This window comes from Streptomyces caelestis, assembly GCF_001279005.1.
In the GTDB taxonomy this organism is placed as follows: Bacteria; Actinomycetota; Actinomycetes; order Streptomycetales; family Streptomycetaceae; genus Streptomyces; species Streptomyces heliomycini.
The window spans coordinates 176,214-198,196 of sequence record NZ_LGCN01000001.1 but is presented as its reverse complement, the minus strand read 5'-3'; the positions used below and the strand labels follow the sequence as shown (position 1 = coordinate 198,196).

23 protein-coding genes and 1 pseudogene are annotated in these 21,983 nt (G+C 70.5%); 22 read left to right on the top strand and 2 right to left on the bottom strand.

Annotation, left to right across the window (positions count from 1 at the left end; translation table 11 throughout):
* Positions 1–60: 60 nt before the first annotated feature.
* From ADK41_RS00935 to ADK41_RS38560, 19 genes and pseudogenes are all read left to right on the top strand, one after another.
* Positions 61–933, top strand: a complete 873-nt coding sequence (locus tag ADK41_RS00935) for a helix-turn-helix domain-containing protein (protein WP_030819438.1) — start codon at positions 61–63, stop codon at positions 931–933.
* 69 nt (positions 934–1,002) lie between these two features.
* Positions 1,003–1,974, top strand: a complete 972-nt coding sequence (locus ADK41_RS00930) for an MBL fold metallo-hydrolase (RefSeq protein WP_037803394.1) — start codon at positions 1,003–1,005, stop codon at positions 1,972–1,974.
* Between the two features lie 306 nt (positions 1,975–2,280).
* Positions 2,281–2,811 (top strand): hypothetical protein, encoded by a 531-nt coding sequence (locus tag ADK41_RS00925; RefSeq protein WP_030381006.1) that lies wholly within the window; start codon positions 2,281–2,283, stop codon positions 2,809–2,811.
* A gap of 169 nt (positions 2,812–2,980) precedes the next feature.
* The gene (locus ADK41_RS00920) at positions 2,981–3,202 is read left to right on the top strand and encodes a hypothetical protein (RefSeq protein ID WP_030819443.1); all 222 of its coding nucleotides are present in this window, start codon (positions 2,981–2,983) and stop codon (positions 3,200–3,202) included.
* A 61-nt stretch (positions 3,203–3,263) separates the two neighbouring features.
* On the top strand, positions 3,264–3,845 hold the full coding sequence (locus ADK41_RS00915) for a hypothetical protein (RefSeq protein ID WP_030381008.1): 582 nt from the start codon (positions 3,264–3,266) through the stop codon (positions 3,843–3,845).
* The gene (locus ADK41_RS42415; protein WP_030819445.1) at positions 3,839–4,807 is read left to right on the top strand and encodes a hypothetical protein; all 969 of its coding nucleotides are present in this window, start codon (positions 3,839–3,841) and stop codon (positions 4,805–4,807) included. Before ADK41_RS00915 ends, ADK41_RS42415 begins: the two co-directional genes overlap by 7 nt.
* 17 nt (positions 4,808–4,824) lie before the next feature.
* Complete coding sequence (locus ADK41_RS00905; RefSeq protein WP_030819446.1) at positions 4,825–5,514, top strand: SAF domain-containing protein; 690 nt, start codon at positions 4,825–4,827, stop codon at positions 5,512–5,514.
* Positions 5,514–6,335, top strand: coding sequence for a hypothetical protein (locus ADK41_RS00900; RefSeq protein WP_030819448.1), 822 nt, complete (start codon positions 5,514–5,516; stop codon positions 6,333–6,335). The genes ADK41_RS00905 and ADK41_RS00900 overlap by 1 nt, the downstream gene beginning before the upstream one ends.
* Positions 6,332–7,897 (top strand): CpaF family protein, encoded by a 1,566-nt coding sequence (locus ADK41_RS00895; RefSeq protein ID WP_030381012.1) that lies wholly within the window; start codon positions 6,332–6,334, stop codon positions 7,895–7,897. Before ADK41_RS00900 ends, ADK41_RS00895 begins: the two co-directional genes overlap by 4 nt.
* Positions 7,894–8,823, top strand: a complete 930-nt coding sequence (locus ADK41_RS00890; RefSeq protein ID WP_030819450.1) for a type II secretion system F family protein — start codon at positions 7,894–7,896, stop codon at positions 8,821–8,823. The genes ADK41_RS00895 and ADK41_RS00890 overlap by 4 nt, the downstream gene beginning before the upstream one ends.
* Complete coding sequence (locus ADK41_RS00885) at positions 8,820–9,719, top strand: type II secretion system F family protein (protein WP_051842860.1); 900 nt, start codon at positions 8,820–8,822, stop codon at positions 9,717–9,719. Before ADK41_RS00890 ends, ADK41_RS00885 begins: the two co-directional genes overlap by 4 nt.
* Positions 9,720–9,746: 27 nt before the next feature.
* A complete protein-coding gene (locus ADK41_RS00880) occupies positions 9,747–9,944 on the top strand; it encodes a hypothetical protein (RefSeq protein ID WP_030381015.1) in 198 nt (65 codons plus the stop codon).
* On the top strand, positions 9,941–10,363 hold the full coding sequence (locus tag ADK41_RS00875) for a TadE/TadG family type IV pilus assembly protein (protein ID WP_030819454.1): 423 nt from the start codon (positions 9,941–9,943) through the stop codon (positions 10,361–10,363). The genes ADK41_RS00880 and ADK41_RS00875 overlap by 4 nt, the downstream gene beginning before the upstream one ends.
* Complete coding sequence (locus tag ADK41_RS00870) at positions 10,360–10,797, top strand: TadE/TadG family type IV pilus assembly protein (protein WP_030819456.1); 438 nt, start codon at positions 10,360–10,362, stop codon at positions 10,795–10,797. The genes ADK41_RS00875 and ADK41_RS00870 overlap by 4 nt, the downstream gene beginning before the upstream one ends.
* A 12-nt stretch (positions 10,798–10,809) precedes the next feature.
* Positions 10,810–11,247: a TadE/TadG family type IV pilus assembly protein gene (locus ADK41_RS00865; protein ID WP_030381018.1), complete on the top strand. Its 438-nt coding sequence runs from the start codon at positions 10,810–10,812 to the stop codon at positions 11,245–11,247.
* Between the two features lie 5 nt (positions 11,248–11,252).
* Entirely contained in the window at positions 11,253–15,101 is a 3,849-nt protein-coding gene (locus ADK41_RS00860) for a LysM peptidoglycan-binding domain-containing protein (protein WP_234318545.1), read from the top strand.
* 200 nt (positions 15,102–15,301) lie between these two features.
* Positions 15,302–16,738: a DUF2637 domain-containing protein gene (locus ADK41_RS00855; RefSeq protein WP_030819466.1), complete on the top strand. Its 1,437-nt coding sequence runs from the start codon at positions 15,302–15,304 to the stop codon at positions 16,736–16,738.
* A gap of 116 nt (positions 16,739–16,854) precedes the next feature.
* Positions 16,855–17,094, top strand: a complete 240-nt coding sequence (locus ADK41_RS00850; protein WP_030819468.1) for a hypothetical protein — start codon at positions 16,855–16,857, stop codon at positions 17,092–17,094.
* Positions 17,027–17,810: pseudogene (locus tag ADK41_RS38560) on the top strand (DNA-3-methyladenine glycosylase family protein); the annotation flags it as partial. The gene ADK41_RS00850 and the pseudogene ADK41_RS38560, both read left to right, overlap by 68 nt.
* Positions 17,811–17,883: 73 nt before the next feature.
* On the opposite strand, the gene ADK41_RS00840 reads toward ADK41_RS38560, so the two are convergent.
* Entirely contained in the window at positions 17,884–18,246 is a 363-nt protein-coding gene (locus ADK41_RS00840; RefSeq protein ID WP_420706711.1) for an immunity 49 family protein, read from the bottom strand.
* Between the two features lie 71 nt (positions 18,247–18,317).
* Between ADK41_RS00840 and ADK41_RS00835 the strand changes: the two genes are divergently transcribed.
* Together ADK41_RS00835 and ADK41_RS38555 are read left to right on the top strand one after the other, a co-directional pair.
* A complete protein-coding gene (locus ADK41_RS00835) occupies positions 18,318–18,800 on the top strand; it encodes a hypothetical protein (protein WP_030819472.1) in 483 nt (160 codons plus the stop codon).
* A gap of 217 nt (positions 18,801–19,017) precedes the next feature.
* Entirely contained in the window at positions 19,018–19,653 is a 636-nt protein-coding gene (locus tag ADK41_RS38555; RefSeq protein WP_234318547.1) for a prepilin peptidase, read from the top strand.
* A 436-nt stretch (positions 19,654–20,089) separates the two neighbouring features.
* Here the strand turns inward: ADK41_RS38555 and ADK41_RS00825 are convergent, their stop codons facing one another.
* Positions 20,090–21,466 carry an IS1380 family transposase gene (locus ADK41_RS00825; RefSeq protein WP_030819476.1) on the bottom strand — a complete coding sequence of 459 codons (1,377 nt, stop codon included), beginning with the start codon at positions 21,464–21,466 and terminating at the stop codon, positions 20,090–20,092.
* 138 nt (positions 21,467–21,604) lie between these two features.
* On the opposite strand from ADK41_RS00825, the gene ADK41_RS00820 reads away from it, so the two are divergent.
* Entirely contained in the window at positions 21,605–21,964 is a 360-nt protein-coding gene (locus ADK41_RS00820; protein WP_199822356.1) for an SH3 domain-containing protein, read from the top strand.
* Positions 21,965–21,983 lie beyond the last annotated feature (19 nt).

Here is a 21,983-nt window from a genome sequence, read left to right as displayed (position 1 = left end):
CGCACTTCCGTTATATCGCGTGGCTGGTACGGGGATGGCACCACGGGGAAGGGTTGAAAGTTGAATCAGAAGGAGGCCTTGCAGCAGCTGCTGCAATGGAAGCGGGGACAGATAGACCCGGTCGAGCTCGGCTGGCCCAAGCGCGTCGGCCGGGGTCGGCGCTCGCGCGGACTGTCGCAGGCGCAGGTGGCGCAGGCGCTGTTCGTGACGGAGAGGACCTACGCCGAGTTCGAGCGCGGGAACACACCCCAGCCGAGCACCGAGTTCCTCGACAACGTGGCCACGGTTCTCAAGATGAATGAGCGCGAGAGGAACGTGCTCTACGTCTACGCGCTCGGCTACGAGCCCCCGTTCCCCATGGATCCGTGCGCGGGGACGAACGTCGACCCGGCATGGCAGCTGGCCGTGAACGGCGTCTCCGGGCAGCCCTGCTACATCAACGACGTCGCCTGGAACGTGCTGGCGGCAAACGACGACTTCAAGCGGATGTTCCCGCAGGTCGAGGGCAAGGCCCCGGAACTGCCCGAGCGCAACCTGATCCGGTGGATGCTCCTACGGGAGGACGCGCGCGAGCACCACCTGGTCGACTGGGACACGCGCTGGGCCCCACAGGTCGCGGCCCAGCTGCGCACGGCGGTCGCCGCGCACCCAGAGAACGAAGATCTCCAGCTGCTCGACAAGGAGGTCAACGACGACCCGGTGGCGGGGCCCATCTACCGTGACCACAGCCTCGCGTACATCCACCCCGACGGCGACGCCCGGCCGATGCGGCACGCCGGCTACACGCCGCCGCGCGACGGCGAGGACCACCGCAGCCGCTGCTGCGAGCGCCACGCACCGTCTCAGCTGGGCACGGTCACCATGTGCGCCGCCCAGCCGTTAGGCAGCCCGGGCGCCCGGTTCTTCCTCCTGCCGTTCGCACCCCACCACTGAGGTCGCGCCCGCGGCTGCCCTGGCGGAGGGATTTCCTTGGGGCGGCCGCGGCACGCACAATGCATGCCCATGGCAACCACTGACCTGAAGCAGATCGCCCCCGGCGTCTTCGCCTGGCAGCCGGGAAACAAGGCGACCTGGGGCATGGCCAACTGCGGTCTCGTCGTCTCCGAGGGCCAGGCCCTCGTCATCGACACGCCCTACACCCCCGCCCTGACCGACGCCTTCCTCACTGCAGCCCGCACGGCCGCAGGGCCGGATGCCCTACTGGACCGGGTCGCCGTCACCCACGCCAATGGCGACCACACCTGGGGCCTCCAGCAGCTGCCCGGCGCCGACATCTTCGCCACTCGCGCCGCTCTTGAGCACCAGTGCCTCGAGCCGAAGCCTCAGCAGCTTCAGGCACTCATCCACGACACCGACCCCGGCCAACCGCTCGGCTGGTACTTCCGGGAGCACTTCGGCAACTTCGACTTCACCGGCATACAGGTACTGCCGCCGACCACGACGTTCACCGGACGCCACGACCTCACCGTCGGCCAGATGCCCGTCGAGCTTCACGAGGTCGGCCCCGCCCATACGGTCGGCGACCTCATCGTCCATCTGCCCCAGCAGCGCGTGGTCTTCGCCGGCGACATCGTCTTCGCCGGAGACCACCCCTCGCACTGGGCCGGTCCGCTGGAACACGTCTCCGCCGCCTGCGCCCGGATCCTGGACCTCGCCCCCGAGTGGATCGTCCCCGGCCACGGCCCGCTCATGACCCCGGCCGATCTCCAGGACTACGTGGCCTACCTCGACGACCTCGCGGACCAGGCCTACGTGATGCACGGCCAGGGCCGGACCGCCGTCGGGGCGGCACGCATCCTGATCAAGGAGGACCGCTACCCTGGCCTCGGTCTCCCCGAGCGGCTCGCCATCACCCTCAGCACCGAGTACCGCCACCTCGACCAGGACTCCACCGCCCCGGACCTGCTAGAGCTGATGAATCACGCGGCACACATCGCCTGGGACCGCTCCTCCACCGGCCCGACCACGCTCTGAGCCCTGCCCGGCAGCCGCACCTCGCCTATTCCGGCAGGTGAAACAGCGCGGCCCCAGCGTTCCGGTCATTGAAATATGAACCGCTTGCGCGGCGTGCGGGCTTGCACTGCGCTCCCCGGGGCCGGTCAACTACCGACGTCGGCGCGCCGTGCACGCACGGGGGAGCGCCGCCCAGGCACCGAGGGCACTCCCACGCCCGTTGACGTGCGCGGTCGAGCAGCACGCGTTGCTGGACTCGATTCCGGATGCCGCCGCTGGCCCCCCGGCGGCGGCATCCGCTCGCAGCCGCCTCGACCAGGGAGAGTTATGACGCCCGCCGCCAGCACCCTGCCGGTCCCCGCCGCCGTCCCCGAGTTCCTCGCGCCCCGCATCGAGAACCTCCGCCACACCCTCCTCGCCGGTGGGCGCGAGGAAGCCCTCACTCTCGCGCGGATCCTCAGCGAGGAACTCGCCGAGAGCCATGGCCCCCTGCACAACTACACGCTCCACGCCCTCGAGCTCGTCGCCTTCTGCGCCCAGCTCGCCGGGCACCCCACCATGGCTACCGAGGTGTCGGTCTACACCGCCGCAGCCTGGCAGCGGGTCCTGGAACCCAAGCACCGCCAGATCCGCCGGCAGGCCCGCAACGGCGCCGCCTCCTGGCTCACCATCACCCACGCGCCCGACGCCGTCAGGACCGGCACGGCTCTTCTGGCGCTGCTGCAGTCGGTTTACGGCAAGGACCACCCCTCCACCCCCTTCGTCGAACGTCGACTTAACGCCATCACCGGCTCAGACCGCGAGGCCGCCGAAAGGGCCCTTAGGGCTTCCGGTCCGGCCCTCATGATCAAACCCTGAGGCCCTGATCAAGGCGTTCCCAAACCACCTACGCCGGAGGCATATACCGGAAGTGCGGCTACAGGAAAAAACGGGACCTGGCTGCATCTGATCTTTCTGGCCAGAATCAGGCTCGGACTGATCGCGTTGTGGGAGACGCCCAGTCCCAGACCGCGAGGGGGATTTCGCGTTGAACCAGACCACCGTCGGCTTCACGACCTGGAACGTCAGCTTCGCAGAGACGGCTGGCGCCATTCCTGTCGTGCCCTTCGGCGTGCCCGAAAACGGCCCCCCGCCCGCAGCGCCGCGGCACCTCGCCTGCCTGCCGACCGGCACCCAGTGGCCGGCGAAGTCCAGCCTCGCCGTACGCGCTGCAGGTGCCGCGACCGGCTCCGGCCGCGCCCTGGCCTGAGGCAGCTCCTCCGTTTCCTACGATCCAAGCCGTCACCACTACTCACAAGGGGGATACGCCAGTGTCGATCTCAACCGCTCACGACACGACTCGCTGGCTGCGCCGAGCGGTGGTTGCTGCCACGGCTCTCAGCGTCGCGGTCACGGCTACTGGCTGCGGAGGCGGCGGCGAGGAGAAGAAGCCGAAGGCCTCCGCCAGCCCCAGCGCCACCAAGAGCTCCGACCCACAGGCCACGGCCAAGGCCGAGGTGTTGGCGGTCTACCGCAACTACTGGGAGGCGCAGGTCAAGGCATACGCGAAAGCCAGCCCCGTCGACACGGGCCTGGACAAGTACGCCTTCGACAAGGCCCTCGGCAAGGCCGAGTCCGAACTCGTCGCGCTCAAGTTGAACGGCAACGTCATCAAGGGTGAACCGAAGCTCTCCCCGGAGGTCACCGCGGTCAGCCTTGACGAGACGCCGAAGAAGGCCACCATCACCGACTGCGTCGACGTGAGCAACTGGAAGCTGGTCAAGGAGAAGACCGGCGAAGAGGTGAAGCTGCCCAAGGAGCGGCTCACCCGGTTCGTCACCACCATCAACGCCCGGACTGTCGGCGACAAGTGGATGATCACCGAGACGCAGCAGCAGGACCGCACATGCTGACCCGCAAGACCGCAGCCGTCATATCCGCGCTCGCCGGCATCATCTACCTGCTCCTCCCCTCCCAGGCCTGGGCGGATGGAGGTGACACGGACGTCGGCTCCTGCAACAGCGCCTGGATCTGCGCCGGTGTGGAAGTCCCCGGTGGAAACGGCGGAGGCAACGGTGGCGGTGGCGGTGGCGGCCACAACGGCGGCGGAGGTGGCGGCGGCGGCAAGGGCGACGGCAAGACCTGCGAGACCGGCGCGAAGGAGCGCCCGGGAAGCCCGGGTTGGGAGTGCTACATCCCTGGCGTCGGCACCTGGAGCGAATCCTACGGTTGCTACATCCGCAAGCTCGACCCGCAGCCGCCAAAGTCCGACCCCATCTGGGAAGGCCACACAACCGGCGCGATCTACGCCTTCGCATGCATGTCTCAGATCCACGCCCGCCCCACTCCCACCGACGGATTCGCCCGCTGGTCCGAGACGGACCCGCTCGGGCAGACCGGTCCGTCGGCAGCCGAGCTGGCCCAGCGCGCGCTGAGCATGATGCGCCTGGACGGCGCCAAGATCGGCAGCGCTCCCCCGGCCGGCTCCAAGGGTCTTATCGGCATGCCTGTGTGGCTGTGGACCGAGCAGACGCCCAACACGTGGGGACCGCTCTCGACCACCGCGTCGGCCGGCGGCCTGTCGGTGACGGCGACCGCACGCGTCAAGTCCATCACCTGGGCCATGGGTGACGGCACGTCCGTGACCTGCACGAAGCCCGGAACGCCGTACGAGAAGTCCTACGGGAAGCAGGAGTCCCCGGACTGCGGCCACACCTACACCAAGGTGCCCGACGGCGGCTCCTACAAGATCACCGCGACGAGCACGTGGGTGATCGACTGGACCGCCACCAACGGTGAGACGGGCACGCTGCCGAACGAGACACGCACCGCCGGAACCGCGATCAACATCGGCGAGCTCCAGGTCGTCAACTAACGAGGAAAACAGCAACCATGGCGACGACGTTCGCGAACAAGAAGCCAGCCGAGAAGGCGCCCGCAGCAGCCCCCGGGCCGCTCCCGATATCCCAGGACGCCCCCCGCCGCCGGCGACGGCCGGTCGTCGTCGGCGCCGGCCTGGCGCTGGCCGCGGTCGGCGCGCTCCTCGCCGTGTGGCAGGTCGACGAGGCCGGGAACCGGGTTCCCGTGATCGCGTTGGCCCACGACGTCAAGGCGGGCCAGACCGTCAAGAAGAGTGACCTGGTCGTGGCGCAGATCGCTCCCGACGCCGCGCTCGCACCGGTGCCGGTCAGCCGCAGCGGCGACATCGTCGGCAAGACCGCGGCCGCCGACCTGCCCAAGGGAAGCCTCGTCACCGACGCCTCGGTCCACGAGGGCACCCCTGTCGCCAAGGGCCGTGACACCGTGGGCATCCTGGCCAAGCCCGGACAGCTCCCTGCGCAGCGGCTGCGCACCGGCGACGCGGTCGCGCTCGTCCACACCCCGCAGGACGACGCCGAGGCGGCGAAGTCGGGCACACAGAAGGCTCCGGACAGCATCAACGCGGTGGTCGTCGGCCTTTCGTCCCCCGACGCGAACGGGGCCGTCGTCGTGGACGTCGCCGTTGCGGGAACGGACAGCCCGTCCCTGGCCACCTGGGCGGCCAGAGGCGCGGTCACCGTCGTGCTGAAGGCGGCCGGCTGATGTCGGTCATCGCGCTGGTCTCCGGCAAGTCCGCCGGCGTCACCTGCTCCGCACTCGCCCTCGCGCTCTCCTCGCCGAAGCCCTCCCTGCTAGTGGAGGCCGACCCGGCGGGCGGCACGATCCGGGCCGGCTACCTCGGTGGCGAAGGCAACGCGTCCACCGGCCTGCACCGCTTGGCGGCCGCGGACCGACAGGGCACGCTCGCCCGCGAGTTCAGCCAGCACTTCGTGAGCCTGGACCGAGATAACACCGGGCAGCGGCTGCTCCTGCCGGGCCTGACCGACCCCACCCAGGCCGCCTCGCTCAGCCGCACCTGGGAGCCGATCTCCCGGCTGCTCGGCGTGATGGACCAGACCGGCCACGACGTCATCATCGACGTCGGACGCATCCTGACGGAGTCGGAGACCCGGCTGTCCACGACCCGCTACCCGACACCGCTGCTCCACCGTGCCGACGCCGTGCTCATGGTGGTGCGCACCACCCAGGCCTCCATCACGACGGCGGCGCCGGCCATGCGGGTCCTCAGGGAAGAGCTGGCGCACCACGGAACGGGCTCCGATGCACTGGGCCTCCTGCTGATCGAGGAAGGGCCCTTCAACAGCAGCCAAGTCCAGCAGTACCTCCAGGCCCCCGTGGTCGGCATGCTCGCGTGGGATCCCGACAGCGCCGACGTCTTCACCCACGGGGCTTACAAGAAGCTGCCGCGCACGCTGCTGCGCTCAGCCCGTACGGCCCACCAAACGATCAATGAGCTGGTGACCAGGCGCCGGGTTCAGCTGCAGCCGGCCGCAGTGCCGACGCTCGCCGGGAGGGCATCATGACCGACACCCGGCCGGAATCCCCGGCCACCGACTACACCGCCCTCTTCACCCAGGCCCTCAGCGAGCACTCCGCGCAGGGCGCGCCGGTCCTTCGGCCGGTTCCCGCACAGGTGTCCCCAGCTGGCCTGCCCCAGAGCGTCGCCGCCCTCGCCGACGCCTCTGCCCCGGCCACGCTCCCGGTCGGGCACGAGGTGCTGGCCGAGCTGCGCTCTCGCGCCAGCGTGAAGATCGGCGAGGCCGCAGGCGCCGATGCGTCCATGACCGAGCAGGACCGCCGGCAGCGCGGACAGTCGATCATCAGGCAGGTCGTCTCGGAATGGGCGACGAAGTACGCCGCCAGCGGCCAGGACCTGACGCCCCAGCAGGAGCGTGCCGTTCGTGAGGCCGTGTTCGACGAGCTGTTCCGCGCCGGCCGTCTCCAGCCGCTCCTGGACGACCCGAACGTCGAGAACATCATCATCTACGGCGACAAGGTCCGGGTCGACTATGCGGACCGTCCAACGCGCACCTGGGACCCGATCGCGAAGACCGACCGGGACCTCATCAACCTCATCAACCACCTCGCGCGTATGCAGGGGCAGGGCGAGCGTGCGCTGACGCCCGCCACGCCGAACCTGAACCTCCGGCTGGCCGACGGCTCCCGCCTGGCGGCCTCGGCGTATGTCACGCCGCGGCCGAGCATCGTCATCCGCCGCCACCGCACCCGCGGCCAGGGCCTGGACGACCTGGTGCGGTGGGGCACGATCGACGCCTCGCTCGCCCACTTCCTGCGAGCTGCGGTCAAGGGCCGCAAGAACATCATCGTGGTCGGCTCCCAGGGCGTAGGAAAGACGTCCCTGTTGCGTGCCATGGCCCGGGAGATCCCGCGCAACGAGCGGGTGGGCACGCTGGAGTCGGAGTACGAGCTCCACCTCCACGAGGACCCCGAGGGCCCGGAGGTTGTCGCCTACGAGGGCCGCGAGTCCAACGGCGAACGCGGGGCGGACGGCAAGCTCCAGGGTGAGCTGACCCTGTCCGACCTCTTCCCGCAGCTGCTGCGTATGTCGCTGCGGCGTGTGATCGTCGGCGAGGTCCGCTCCAAGGAAGTCGTCCCGATGCTGCACGCGATGAACGAGGGCGAAGGCGGGTCGATGGCCACGCTCCATGCCCGCAGCCCCCAGCTGTCGATCGAGCGTCTGGCCACCCTGTGTCTGGAGGCGGGCATCGGCATGACCGAGGCCTTGGCCTACCGGCTCATCGCGCAGGCCGTTGACTTCGTCGTCTACGTACGTCTGGTCGACGAGACCGAACTCGTCGGCCCGGACGGCAAGCCGGGACGCAAGCATCGCTTCGTGTCGCACGTCATGGAGATCACCGGCATCGGTGAGGGCGGCCGCCCCTCGTACCAGATGGTCTTCGCCCCGCGCGAGCAGGACGGCCGCCGTGAGCCTCGGGCCGTGCCGCACGGCAACATCTCCCAGGCCTGCCTGGAGGACCTGGTGCGGGCCGGGCTGGACCGCAGCGTCCTGCAGCGGCCGTGGGGAAGCTGGGGTGCTCCGTTGGAGACGGTGGTGCCGCTGTGACGCTCACCTTGAGCTCTCTGATCGCCGCGCTCGGCGGACTGGCCGCCGTCGGCGGCCTCGTCCTGGCTGTGGCCGGTGGCGTCGGCTGGGCACCCTCGACCACCGTGCGCCGCCGCAGTCGCCTGGAGCGCAAGATCCGTGCCTTCTTCGTCAAGGACGCCCGCACGCCCACCTCTTGGTGGGCCCGCGGCCAGGCCCGGTTGGCCGGCGCCGTCCTGGCGGGCCTGGGAGTGTGGCTGTTCACCGGCTGGCTGACCGGCGGGCTCGTCACCCTCGCCGTCGTGCTCGGTCTGCCCTGGCTGCTGAACACCTCCGGCAGCGGCAAGTCGCAGATCGACAAGCTCGAAGCGATCGAGGAGTGGGTGCGGCGCATGTCCGACATCCACACCGTCGGCGTGAGCCTGGAGGCCACCATCCAGCGCAGTCTGGAAACCGTCCCCAAGGCGATCCGCGAGGATGTACGGCTGCTCGTCTCGCGCCAGCAGTCCGGCTGGGTGCCCCAGGACGCCTACCGGGCCTTCGCCGACGACCTCAACGACGCCATGGTCGACGAGGTCGCCGCCCTGCTGATCCTGCACGTCGAGGACCGCGGCAGCGGCCTGAGCAAGGCCCTGCGCGAGCTCGCCGATGCCCTCCAGCACGAGGTCCTCGCGCGCCGCGAAGTCGAAGCCGACAGGCAGAAGCCGCGGACGAACGACCGCTGGGTGACCATCTTCTGCCTGGGGATCTTCGGCATCACCGCGTTCTCCGGGACGTATGTCGAGCCCTACAACACCCTCACCGGGCAGCTCGTCCTGGCCTTCGTCGGCGTCGCGTTCGTTCTGGTCAAGATCTGGATGCGCCGCATGGCGATCATCGAGCCCGCGCCCCGGTTCCTGTCTCCTGCCGACCGCTCCGGCGGCCCGATCGCCGAGGAGGCGCCGTGATCTTCTCCCCTTATGCCGTCATCGGCGGCGCCGTGGCCGGCCTCGGCCTGGTGATCGCCGCCCGCGGCATCCTTCCCGGACGGCCCGACCTCGGCGACGTCCTTAACCGGATGGACGCCACCCGGCTCGAGAACCTCGACCGCAATCGGGACAGCCAGCCCAACACGCTGATGGAGAAGGCCGGTGCGTTCCTGCTGCGCACCGCCGGGGAAGGCACCCTGCGCCTGCCCCGCCAGCAGCTGGAACTCGTGGGCCGGTCCCCCGCCGCCCACCTCGGCCGCAAGCTCGGACTCGCCCTTTACGGGCTGCTGCTGCCCCTCCTGGTGGTGACCCTGGCGAACTTGGCCGGCTTTCCACTGCCATTCGCGATTCCGGCGATCGCCAGTCTCGGTCTCGCGGTTGTCTTCTGGCTCCTGCCCGACCTCCAGCTCAAGCAGCAGGCGGTGGAGGCGAAGGAGGACTTCCGGTATGCCGTCAAGGCTTACCTGCGCTTGGTCCAGCTCGAACGTGCCGCGGACGCGGCCCCGACCCAGGCCCTGAAGAAGGCTGCCGAAGTCGGGGAAGGCTGGGTCTTCGCGAAGATCCGGGACACCATCACGCGCGCCGAACTCGAAGGCATCAGCCCGTGGGAAGGCCTCAAGCGTCTGTCCCTCGAGCTCGATGTCCCCGAACTCGGAGCACCGGCCGACATCATCGCGATCGCCGGCGAGGAGGGCGCGGCCGTCGGCGACACCCTCGGCGCGCAGGCCAAGTCGCTCTCCGGCGCCCTGGTCACCGCCGCGAAGGCCCAGGCGAACATGGCATCCGAAAAAATGGTGATGCCCGTCGCGATGCTGGTCCTGATCATGACTGTCTACATCGGCTACCCCGCGCTCTCGCGGATCATGGCCAGCTAATTCCGTTAAGAGACAAGGAAATTCACGATGGGTACCGACCCGAACTTCACCTTCCTGAAGGCATTCTTCAGCGCCCGGATCGACCGGCTGCGCAACGTCCGCGACGACCGCGGCGCCATATCGATCGAGACCATGATGATCATCGCCGGTCTCGTCGTCGCTGCCGGCGTGGCCGTCGCCATCATCGCCACCAAGGTCAGCGAGAAGGCGGCAACGATCAAGTGACCCGCCTCCGCAGGGCCGTACGGCGCTGGTCCCGCGCGCTCGCAGAACGCGACGTGCGGGACCGCGGAGCCTTGTCCCTGGAGATGCTGATCGTCTTTCCCGTCGTGCTCCTGGCCATCCTGCTGGTCGTGCACGTCGGGCTGTGGTGGCACGCGCGCAATGTGGCGATGTCGGCCGCCCAGCTGGGAGTGGAATCGGCCCGCGTCCGGGGGGCGTCCGCAGGCACCGGCACCGCCGAGGCCCGCGACTTTCTCTCCCGGGCAGGCAGCAGCATCTCGGGTCTGTCCGTCAGCGGCAGCAAGGGGGAGACGGTGCGGATCCGCGTCACCGGCTACGTCGACACGATGATCCCCGGCCTGAAGCTCAAGATCGACCAGCACGCGGACGCGGCCACCGAGCGCATCACGGAGGCCCGGTGACCATCGCCCGAAGGCTCAGGGACGACCGCGGCGCGCTGTCGCTGGAAGCCGTCATCCTGTTTCCCGTCCTCATCATGGTGCTCTTGCTGGTCATCGCGTTCGGCCGCATCGGATCCGCCAGCAACGCCGTCGACACCGCCGCCCGCAACGCCGCCCGCGCCGCCTCGCTGGAACGCAGCGGCGGCTCGGCCAGCAGCGCCGGTTCACAGATGGCGCGCAGCGTCCTGAGCCAGCAAAGGCTGGAGTGCACCTCCACGTCCATCTCCATCTCCACCGGCGGGTTCTCCGCACGGATTGGCGAGCCGGCCTCCACCACCGCCACGGTGACGTGCACGGTCCGCCTCTCCGACATCGGACTGCCTGGACTGCCCGGTTCCAAGACTCTGACCAGCAGCTTTACCTCGTCAATCGACTCCTACCGCCAGCGCGGCTGACAGGACCACCGCATGACACCCGCCCGCTTCGCGTTCACCCGCCGGATCCGTCGCGCCCTGCGCGACGACCGCGGGTCGATGAGCCTGTTCGTTCTCGTCACCGTCGTGGCGCTGTTCCTCGTGGCAGCGCTCGTCTACGACGGCGCCGGCAAACTGCGGGCCCTCACCCACGCCGAGGGCGTCGCGCACGAGGCCGCGCGGGCCGGCGGCCAGGCCGTCGATGCGGGCAAGGCCATCTCCGGCGGAGGCATCACCGTCGACCGCAACGCCGCGGTCGCCGCCGCGCGGAACTACCTCAGCCGCGAAGGTGTCAGCGGCACGGTGAGCGTGAGCGAGGACGGCGGGTCCCTGGAAGTGACCGTGACCGAGTCGTACCGCGCCCTCTTCCTAGGCGGCGCCAGCGGCACCGTCACCGGCCACGGCAGCGCCAACCTGGTCTACCGAGGGTGACGATCATGAGAAACCGCAGTACCGCAGCCCGACTCATACGTGCCCTCTTCGCCCTGGTGGCCCTGGTCGCCCTCCTGGCGGGCGTGCCCGCTGTTCTGCTCGGCATCGGGGTCCTGCCCGACCACGTCCCCGGCTTCGACGAGATCACCGCCGCGCTCACCAGCCCCGACTCCGGCCAGCTGTTCCTGGGCGCCGTCACCCTCATCGGCTGGTACGGCTGGCTGAGCTTCGTGGTCTCGGTCGTCTTGGAAACGGGCGCCGCGCTGCGGAACGTCCGCGCGCCCCGGATCCGCATGCTCGGCGGATCCCAGCAGCTCGCCGGCGCCCTCGTCGGCGGCATCCTCGTCCTGCTGCCGACCGGCACGGCGATGGCATCACCTGCCAGCGCCGCCCCCGCCACCGTGGCCACGGCCACCGTTACCGCCGACGCCCACTCTGCGGCGGCCACCGCCACCAAGGCCGCGGCTTCTTCTTCCGCCGCCTGGGACGGCCCCGTCCACCACGTTCAGGACGGCGACACCCTCTGGGACATCGCAGAGAAGCGTCTGGGCGCCGGAATCGAGTGGCACCGGATCGTAGACGCCAACGAAGGCGTACGCCAGGCGGACGGCTCCCTCGTCACCCCCGACACCACCGTCCTGCAGCCCGGCTGGATTCTGCGCCTGCCGGCCGACGCCTCGCCCGCGCCTTCCACCGATCAGGACGGAGCCCGTCCGCAGACCTCCGGCTCCACGGCCGCCACCGACCAGACCCACACTGTCCGCGCGGGTGAGACGCTGACCGGCATCGCCGAGGACGAGCTCGGTGACGCCGACGCCTACCCGAGGATTGTCGAAGCGAACAAGGGCGTGAAGCAGGACGACGGGCGCGTCCTCGCCGACCCCGACGAGATCTACCCCGGCTGGAAGCTGCAGATTCCCGCCGCGGCCAGCACCGACGACAGCGACCAGAGCGACTCAGCTCCGGAGAAGGCGCAGCCGCCGCACGAGCAGCCCGCCGCCCCGGACCAGGCCGAGGAGCGGCCCGGCGCAGAGCAGACGCAGCCGCCCGGCCAGGGCGCCGACAAGGGAGACGAGGGCGAGACTGCCCAGACCCCCGGTCAGGGCGCGGACAAGGACAGGCAGGGCGGTGGGCAGCCGACCGCCCGGCCGGACACCCCGACGGAGCAGCCGGCCGTGCAGAGCCCTGCACCTGACCGTGAGCGGGAGCAGCACGGCACGCCCACCCAGACACCCGAGACGGACGAGACCGCGGAGACCGCCGACAGCGGTGACCAGAGCGTGCGGACCATCGCCGCGACGGGGAGCATCCTGGCCGCGGCCGTCCTCGCGGTCGTCGCGACCCGTCGCGCCCGCCAGCAGCGCCGTCGGCGCCCCAAGCGGCGTATCCCGATGCCCTCCGGTGCGACCGCCGACTTCGAGAAGCAGCTGCGTGTGGCGTCCGACATCACCGGCATTGCGCTCGCCGACCGCGCCCTGCGCACCCTGGCCGCCAACTGCCTCCAGGCCGGCCAGCCTCTGCCCGAGGTCGAGGCGATGCGCATCACCGCACGCGGCATCGAGCTCCACCTGGCCGCCGTCACCCCGCCCGTTGCGCCGTTCACCGAGAACGAGGGCATCCCGACGGTGTGGACTTGCCCCGCCCGCGGTGCGGCTCTCCTCGACGAGGACGAGGCCGCCGACGTCACGGTGCCCTATCCGGCCCTGGTGAGCCTGGGCGAGACCGAGGACGGCGACGCGGTCCTGGTCAACCTGGAGGCCATTGGCCTGCTGCGCCTGGCCGGCAGCCCGGCCGACGTGCGTGCGGTCATGCTCGCCCTCGCCGTCGAACTCGCCTCCTCCCGGCTGGCGCCCGACACGCAGATCGCCCTCGCCGGCGCCGGCAGCGACCTGCACCACCTCTACCCCGACCAGATCGAGCACCACGCAGACCTCGGCACCGCCACCACCGACCTCCAGGCGCATGACGCCTTCCAGCGCCAGGCCCTCGCCGACGGCGGGCACGACCACCTGCGGGCCGCCCGGCTCAGCGAGGACGGCGGCGACACCTGGATCCCCCGCATCCTCATCGCCACCGCGCCGCCCACCGGCACGGCGGCCACCGAACTCGAGGACCTCCTCACCTCCCGGCCCCGCACCTCGGTCGCGGTCGTCACCGCCGCTGGCGGCGAACTCGACCTGCCGGGCGCCTGGACCCTGCCCGCCCGGCCCGGCAGCATCGTCGAACTGCCCGACCTGGGCCTCGCGGTCAAGCTCCAGCACCTGGACGCCGACTCCTACGACCGGCTCGTCCAGCTGATCGCTACCTCCAGCCGCACCGATGACGTCGCCCCGCCGGCGTGGACCGGGCACACCGGCCCGGCTGACACCAACGGCCCCCGCCCCGCGGCGCCGGTCGCCGAGGCCTCCGCGCTCGCGCCGGAAGCCACTGCAGCCCCCCGGGTAAGCACCACAGTCGCCGTCCAGGGCAGCAACCTGGCGACCGCCCTGCCGAGCTTCACGGCCTCCTCCCACCTCTCGTCCGACGAGGGACCGGTCGACGGTGATCGCCCGGACGACGAGGACGAGGGCAGCGCTCTGTCCCCCGCGGTCGCCGGGCCTGCCGCCGACGAGGCGCACGACGAGGAGAGCGACAAGGAGAGCGACGGCAACGCGCCGGCCGAGCCCTCCGGCTGGGACGACGAACCTGAGCCGGAGGAGGACTCCGAGGCTGCTTCCGCGCTCGGTGCGGACGTCTGGGGCGAGCCCGAGCCGGACGAGGACTTCGAAACGGTCCTCGAAGAGGTGCTGGCGGAACAGGAAGACGACTCTCCCCTGCAGCCGGAGGACGACGACGAGGCGGGATCTGGCCTGTCCGCGGCCGCGCTCGGCGAGGACCTGGCCGCCGAGGAAGCAGGAGAGGCAGGCCCGGCGCTGCCTGGGGAAGACGACGACGCGGAGTCCGCGCTGTCCCCAGCCACCCTCGCCGATGCCACGGCGACAGCGGCGGCACCGCCCGCGCGGATCATCCCCCGGCCGAGCGCCGCGACGTCCACCATCCTGGCCGCGCTGGCCACTCCGCCTGCCGAGCCCGAAGGCCCTCAGGTCCAGGTTCTCGGCCCGGTGGCGCTGACGGGTACGCAGGGCCGCGTGAGCAGCGGTCGGCGCAACCACCTCATGGAGATCGCCGCCTGGCTCGTGCTCCACCCGGGCCTGGGCCGCCAGGAGCTGGACAACGCGATCTGGCCTGGGCTGCGCAGGACCGCCAGCACCCGCAACACCGCGATCTCGCGCTTGCGTTCCTGGCTGGGCCGGGACCCCAACCTGCCCGCCGAGGACCCCCGCGGCGCCTACCTCCCGGACGTCACGGACGGTGTCTACCAGCTCGGTCCCGCCGTCACCTCGGACTGGGACCGGTTCAAGGAGCTGTACCAGCAGGGCATGCACCACGACGGGCAGGACGCCGACATCGCCCTCGCCCATGCCCTGGCCCTCGTACGCGGCCGCCCCTTCGCGGACGTCGACCCGTCCAAGTACACCTGGGCGGAGGCCGACATCCAGGAGATGATCAGCGCGATCGTCGACGTCGCCCACGAGCTCGCCGAACGCCGCCGTCACGTCCGCGACTACCGGGCCGCGGCCCAGGCCGTCACCAAGGGCATGCTCGTCGACGCGCAGTCGGAGCTGCTCTACCGGGACCTCTTCACGATCTGCCACGAGATGGGCGACCGCGAGGGCCTGGAGCGCGCCGCCGCGCAGCTGGCCCGGATCAACGCCGAGGAGGGCGTCGACTCCTCGCCCGAGACCGTCGGGCTGCTTCGCACGCTCCTCAAAGGGGAGAGGATCCAGCCCACTTTGGGGTCCGCCGCCTCATGACCACGATCCGTCCGTCCGAGATTCACCGACCTCCGGTGTCACACCGCACCGCTCGATCACACCTGTAGAGAGCGAGGGGCCTCTTCGGCCGACCGTCCGACGAAGGAGACCGCGCACATGAGCCGCCGCCGGCAGCACGCCGCCGTCCCGCCCGCCGAGCCCACCACCCCGGCGGCCCGCTCCAGGGAAGGGAGCTGCCGATGACCACCTTCCAGTGGTCGCTGTCCGCCGGCCTCGCGGTGGCAGGGATCGGGACCGCGACGACCGCTGCCCTGTTGCTGGGCAGTCGCCGCAGGGCCGCCGAGCAGAACGCCACCGCCGAGGAGCGCGCCGAACTCGCCCTCCAGCGCCGCCACGCCTGGCAGCGCCGCCTCGCCGTGATCGCGCTCGGCATCGGCTGCCTGATGATGTTCGTCCTCGCCGGCATCGCCGCCTGGCTCTCCTTCGGGGCGCAGCGCGAATATGCCCACGCGCACAACGGCGGCGACTGGGACGCTGCGACCGGCTTCGCCTTGCTCCTGGACGCCGGCGCCCTCAGCCTCTCCCTCATCCGCTTCTTCGAGGCCCTGACGCTGCGGTCCAGCGCGATCACGCGGATCCTGCTGCTCGCGTTCGTGTCCGCCTCGGCGGCGATGAACCTTCTCCACGCCCCCGGAACGGGAGCCGGCAGCGCGTTCCTCGCCGTGGTGCCGCCGCTGGTGTACGCGATCCTGCTCGAGATGCTGCTCTACAAGATCGAGCAGGTCATCATGGGCCGGCAGAAGCGCCGCAAGGCCGACCAGGACCGCGGCTACAGCCTGCTGCTGTGGCTGCCCTGGCCGATCGGCGCACCGGTCAAAATGTGGAAGGCGTGGCGGTCCGAGCTGCTGGCGACCGTCGACAACGTCCGCGTGATCGGCTCCCAGCGCCCCCGACCGTCCGGCCCGGCGGAGGTGACCGTGGAACGCGTCGCCCCGGCCGAGATGGCGTCGGTGAACGCGCTGGCGGCCGGTGCCCCGCGTGCCGCCACCGTCGAGGAGATCGAAGAGCCCCTGGTGAGCGCGGTGACGCCACCGGCCACTGCTGCGTCCGCGCCGGTCATCAGCTCGCAGGGCGAACAGGCGTCGGCTGCGGAGGAGACTCCGGAAGCTCCCACGGCGGAGCCCCGCCCGGCGGCCATTCCGGAGCCGGAGGCAGAGCCGGAGCCGGGAACTGAGCGAGAGCCTGTCGAGTCTGCCGCCAAGGGCGCGCCCGCCAGCGAGCCGGATGAGAAGTCACGGCCAGGTGGTGGCGAGGACGCGCACGAAGACAAGGAGCAGGAAGAGAAGCGCGAGCGCGAGAAGCCCGTCGCCGAGCAGCACACCCCGCCGAGGGACGAGGAAGACGAAGAGACTCAGGAGCTGAGAATCGACATCGACCTCTCGGTGTTGCCGAAAAACCTCACCCATCGGCAGCGCGCCGAGCGGATCTACATCGCCCACCAGGCCGCTGGCGTCGCCCTGTCGCAGGCCGACCTCGGCAAGTGGGCCGGGTACAAGAACCCGAACTCCGGCGGGAACGAGTACCGCCGCCTGGAGAGGGAGCACGGCCCCATCGTGGTCCGCGAGGGTGCCACCCACGTCGACCTGAACTGGTCCCTCGAACCGGTGGCGGCCTGAACTGGTCTGACTCGCACCTCCCCGGCCGGTAGGACCGAGCCGGGGAGCGTGGTGTATCGGACCATGCGGGTAGCCTCACTGGGCGACACCACACCGGGTACAGAAGGGGGCGGCCGGTGAGCAGCCGCTGGCATCGAGCGATCGCCGAGCTGAGCGCCCAGGGTCATGCCGCCCGGGCCGCCGCCCAGCGCGTGGACGACGCTCCGAGCGAGGAGCGCACGACCGCTGTAGCGATCTCCTACACGGCCGAGACCGACTATCTGCGCAGCGCGAGCACGCTGCTGCGTGCGCACCTCACCGACCGGCGTCCGCCCCGGCGACTGCCGGTCGCCCGGATCGCGCGCGGTCATCGGTGAGGCGTGGGGGCCTGGCGCCGACTGCACGCTGGAGACACTGCCGGCCCTGCTGGGCGCCGAGGACGAGCCCGGCGAGTTCACGGCACGGCACCGGATCGTCGCCCAGGCCGTGCGCCGGAACCCAGGGCTGCACCTGACGCGGACCGGACTCGTCATGGAGGCCCTGGTCGCCAGCGTGCTGGAACAGAAGGTCTCCACCGGGAAGCGTTCACGGCCTGACGCCGACTACTGCTGCGCTACGGCGAGGCCCCTCCCGGGCCCGCACCCGACGGCATGCGCGTCTCGCCCACGCCGCGGCAGTGGTCGATGATCCCGTCATGGGAGTGGCACCAGGCGGGCGTCGACGACAAGCGCGCCTCAGCGATCCTGCGCGCCTGCCGCTACGCGCCGCGCCTCGAAGAAGCGGCCGACATGGACCTGCCGGAGGCCATGCGACGTCTCCAGCTCGTGCCCGGGATCGGGCCATGGACCGCCGCCGAGGTACTGCAACGTTCCAACGGGGCTCCGACGCCCTCACCACGGGCGATCTGCACCTGCCCGGACACATCGGCTATGTCCTCACCGGCCGCCGCGGCCTCGGCGACGCGGAGATGCTGGAACTCCTGGCCCCCTACGCCGGGCAACGCCACCGGGCCGCCCGCCTCATCCTGCTCACCGGGCGCATCCCCTCCCGCCGCGAGCCACGGGCCCCGCTCGGACGCATCGTCCGCCTGTAGTGGTGTGCGCGGGCGCGGCCGCAAGCCGGCGCAGGCCTGAGACGGCGCGGGGGCGTTCTGCTGCGACCAGCCCCTAGAAGGGTTCAGCGGACTGCAGGAGGCGCTGCGGGAGGTAGGGAAATTCGACGCGGATGGCCCAGCCGCGGCGACGGGCGTGGCAGGCCAGGGCGAGGATGTCGAGGTTGACCGAGGCGTCCGGGTCGTCGGCGCGGTCGGCGACCTGGTAGTAGTCGCGGTGGGCTTCGAGCGCGTCGGCCAGGGCCAGGTTGAAACTCTCCTCGTCCCCTTCCACGAGCTGCGACAGCAGCACGGCCGGCGGCATGGCGAAGCCCCAGTCTTTGGCCTTCTCTGCCTGCTGGAGTGCCCGCTGCGCAGCCTGTTCGGGGTCGGTACCCCGCTCCCAGGATGAGAGCTGGGTCATAGTAGTAGCGTCCACTCGTGGACGACGGCCTCCACCTCCGACGGTGATGATCAGATCCTCAGCCGTGTCCAGGAGGGGGTATCGCTGTGCCGGTCCTGCGCCAGATCACCACATGCACCGAGCCGTCGACCGTTGTCATCGAACGCCGCGTCCGCGCCCGCGACCGATCGGTGGACTACCGGCTGGAGGTCTGCCGGCGCCACCGGTGGCTGGCGAGCAACTGGACCGGACGCCGTAGCACCGCCGGTGCCGGCGGACAGTGCGGCACCGTCACCGACTACCGCCCCTACGCCCAGATCGTGCAGTCCCATACCGACCTGTGGCTGCGGCCACTGGCCGCGAACGGCCCCGAAGACCACGGCGGTAACCTCGCGGCCGCACTGCGCGCGGGGTACGCGTTGCTCACGGCGCACCGGGAACCGACCGGCGTGGCGATCGCGCTGGAGCACGCGGCGCGGATCGCCGAGGCGGTCGCCGCCGGAACCCTGCCCCTGGCCGAGGGACAGGCTCAGGTCCTGGCGGCTCTCAGCGCGGCGGAGACCCTTGACGCCGGGGCACGCGGGGCCTGACGCGCTCCGCCCCATCCCGATCCCGTCCGAAACCACGGCGGCGGCGTGGCGGAAAGGTACGGTCGCGCGGGCCATAGGGTCGAAGCCCACCGGCCCGTCACGGGGAGGCCGGGCCGCGAACGAGGAGTCTGTCTTGTCCGCCCTCAATGTTGCCCTGACCACCGCCATCGGAGCCGTGGCTGGCGCTGCGGCGCGCCCCGTGATCTTCGCCCGGTCTGTGCCGGCGCCTGAGGCCGCACGCAGCAGCTGTCCGCACTGCGGCAGCGCCGTCCTCGACCGCGGGCTGCCGGTTTTGCCCCTCTCCGGGCGCTGTCCGGCATGCGCGAAGGCGATCGGCCCGCGCCCGCTCCTGCCGGAGGCGGCGGCCGGGACCGCCTTCGCCGCCATCGCCGTGGGTGGGGCGAGCGGATGGTTCGCCGCAGTCCAGTACTGGGTGGCCGCGTGCGGGGTTGCGCTGGCACTGATCGACCTCGCCGTGCAACGGCTCCCCGACGTCCTCACCCTCCCTGCCTGCGGCGGGACGCTTGTCCTGCTCACCGCGGCCGCCCTTGCGAGCGAGCCTGGAAGCCTGGGCCGCGCGGCGGCCGGCGCTGCCGTCCTCACTGCCGTCTTCCTCCCCATGGTGTTCGCCGGAGCCATGGGCTTCGGCGACGCCAAGTTCGCCCCGGCCATCGGGGCGCTTCTGGGCTGGAGCAGCTGGACGGTCCTGTTCTGGGGAGCGGCTGCGGGCTTCGTCGTCGGCGCTGTCTCGGAGGTGGTGCGGATGGCGGCCGGCCGTGCCCGTCGCACGCACGTGTCCTTCGGCCCCTACATGGTCATCGGGGCCCTGGCGGTCTCCGTCACCGCGTCCTGACCACCCTGAACTGTCGGAAACTCCGCTTCCTGTAATCGCTCTTCCTGAATATCGATTTCCGGAACGCCTTCTACCTGGCCTCGATGTTCCGGAATTCGATTTCCCGGAATGAACCGATCTTGGTCAAGTCTTCCACGCGGCTCGAAGATCGAGTCCTGAATCAAGACGAGACGCGTTCCGGACTATTCCTCGCCTGCCTCCGCCAGCCTCACCGGCACCGTGATGGTGAGGCCTTGCGCAGGCCCGGCGAGCGCATTCTGGCCGACGACACTAGCCTCGATCTTTCGTGACGGTCCGCCGACGTAGTCGGTGGACCGTTTCGCTTTCTGTGGCTCGTGGTGGGCAGGCCGAAAGCCCGGGTGTCGTCTCGGGTGGACGCCGGGTTCCACTGCTCCGGTCTGGACTGGTTCCCTCATAGGGGCGGGAAGGTTGCTGGTCAGCCGGGGTTGGGCAGGAGTGCAAGACGTTCGAGGGCGGTGGTGACCTCATCGGTCCAGGGCCAGTGGCGGGCGAGGCGGAGGATGCGGCGCCGGCCGGTGGTGACGAGTTGCCCGGCCGCGGAGAACAGGCGGAACCGCAGACGGCGGGGCTCCCAGAGGCGGGCCTGGCCGGTCAGTGCGAGCATGGGCATCCAGGCCAGCAGGTCGAGAGCGATCTGGACGATCTCGAGCCAGATCTTGTTCTGCGCGGTGTCGTGCAGGGGCAGGTTGCGCAGTCCGGTCGCGCGGGCGGCCCGGATTCGGTCTTCGGCCCGGGCCCGCAGGCGGTGACGGAGCTCGAGTTGGGCGATTGGGCGGTCGGCGGTGTTGGTGGCAAAGCAAGTGACCCGCATGCCATCCGCGTCGGTGATCCTCAACTGGGCACCGGGGTGAGGCCGTTCCTTGCGAACGATCAGCCTCATGCCCTTCGGCCAGCCCTGAAGGATGTCGCCGGTGAGTTCGGCGACCCATGCTCCGTCGCGGACCTCGCCGCCGGTCTCGAGGGCCGGGGTCCAGGCGGATGCCGGGATTTTCAGGACGTGCTGGTGGATGGCTCCGGTGATTACCATGCCGACGGAGTAGGACAGCCAGCGTCCGCGCCGGGCAAGCCAGGCCACGAACTCGTGGGTGCCTCCCGCGGAGTCGCAGCGGATCAGGGTCTGCCGCCCGCGCCGGTACTTCTTCGGCAGTTGGGTCAGGGCGAGGCGGGTGGCCTCGATGTGGTCGGCGGCAGTGTTCGAGCCCGCGTTCCCGGGCCTGAGCAGAGCGGCGACGGGTTCGCCGGTTCCGCCCGGCCCGTGGTCGACGAACCCCATCAGCGGGTGGTGACCGTAGGTCTTCTTCCAGGTCGGGGCGGCATCTTGCTTGTCGGAGTGGGAGACGACCAGGACTCCGTCCAGATCCACGATCACCTGCCCACCGGTGTTCGGTGCCCGATTGCCGGCCAACGTCCAGGCGAGTTGGCGTACTTCGGATCGTGCGGAGCGGATCGCGGTCAGTGCTTCCTTGCCCGCGGTGGCGAGGATGTCGACCAGACGGGAGACCGTCGGGTCGGAGGCGACCGGCCCGAACACGGCCGGCTCTGCCCGCAGCATCGCGATGTCGGCGAGGCAGTCCCCGCCCAGCGCGACCGCCACCGCAAGATCCACGAGTATCTTGCCCGGGTCATGGACGGCCCGCGGCTTCCGCCAGGGAGCGAGTGCTGCGGATATGGCCTGGTCGAGGCCGGTCTTGCGGACCGTTTCGACCAGCAGGACCGAACCGGCCTGCGAGACCACGGCGCGGCCGTCATCCCGGACAAGGACATGGGGATAGGACCCGATAGGCTGCTTCACCTGGAAAGTGCCTCCGACAGGGGCGGGAACAAGGACCTCAGCAATCCTTATTCTCGCTGGTCAGGGGCACTTTCTGCTTGCCTGATCACCTGCCGGACAGCACGCTTCATGAAAGCGCGAGGCTAGGAAGAGCCGCACATGAACACCCTCACCCGCCGCGTCGCGACCGTGGCAACCACCGGCGCGCTGCTCCTCGGCGGCGCCGTCGCCACCGCCTCCACCGCCAGCGCCGCGACGGTCGGCAGTGGAGCCTGCACCCACCAGATCAAGCTGAACACCGACGTGTACACGACAGTGAAGTTCCGCACGGCCCCTGGCACCGGCTACACCGCCACCGGTCAGCTCTCCAGGGGCACCGACGTGTACTGGCAGTGCAACAAGGGCGACAACGGCAAGCCCGGCGCCTGGGGCTACGTCACGGTGAAGTCCGGAGCCCACAAGGGCAAGAAGGGCTGGGTCGCCGCCCAGTACATCAACGTACCGATGCATCTGGACTGACCCCGACCCTGCCGGCAGA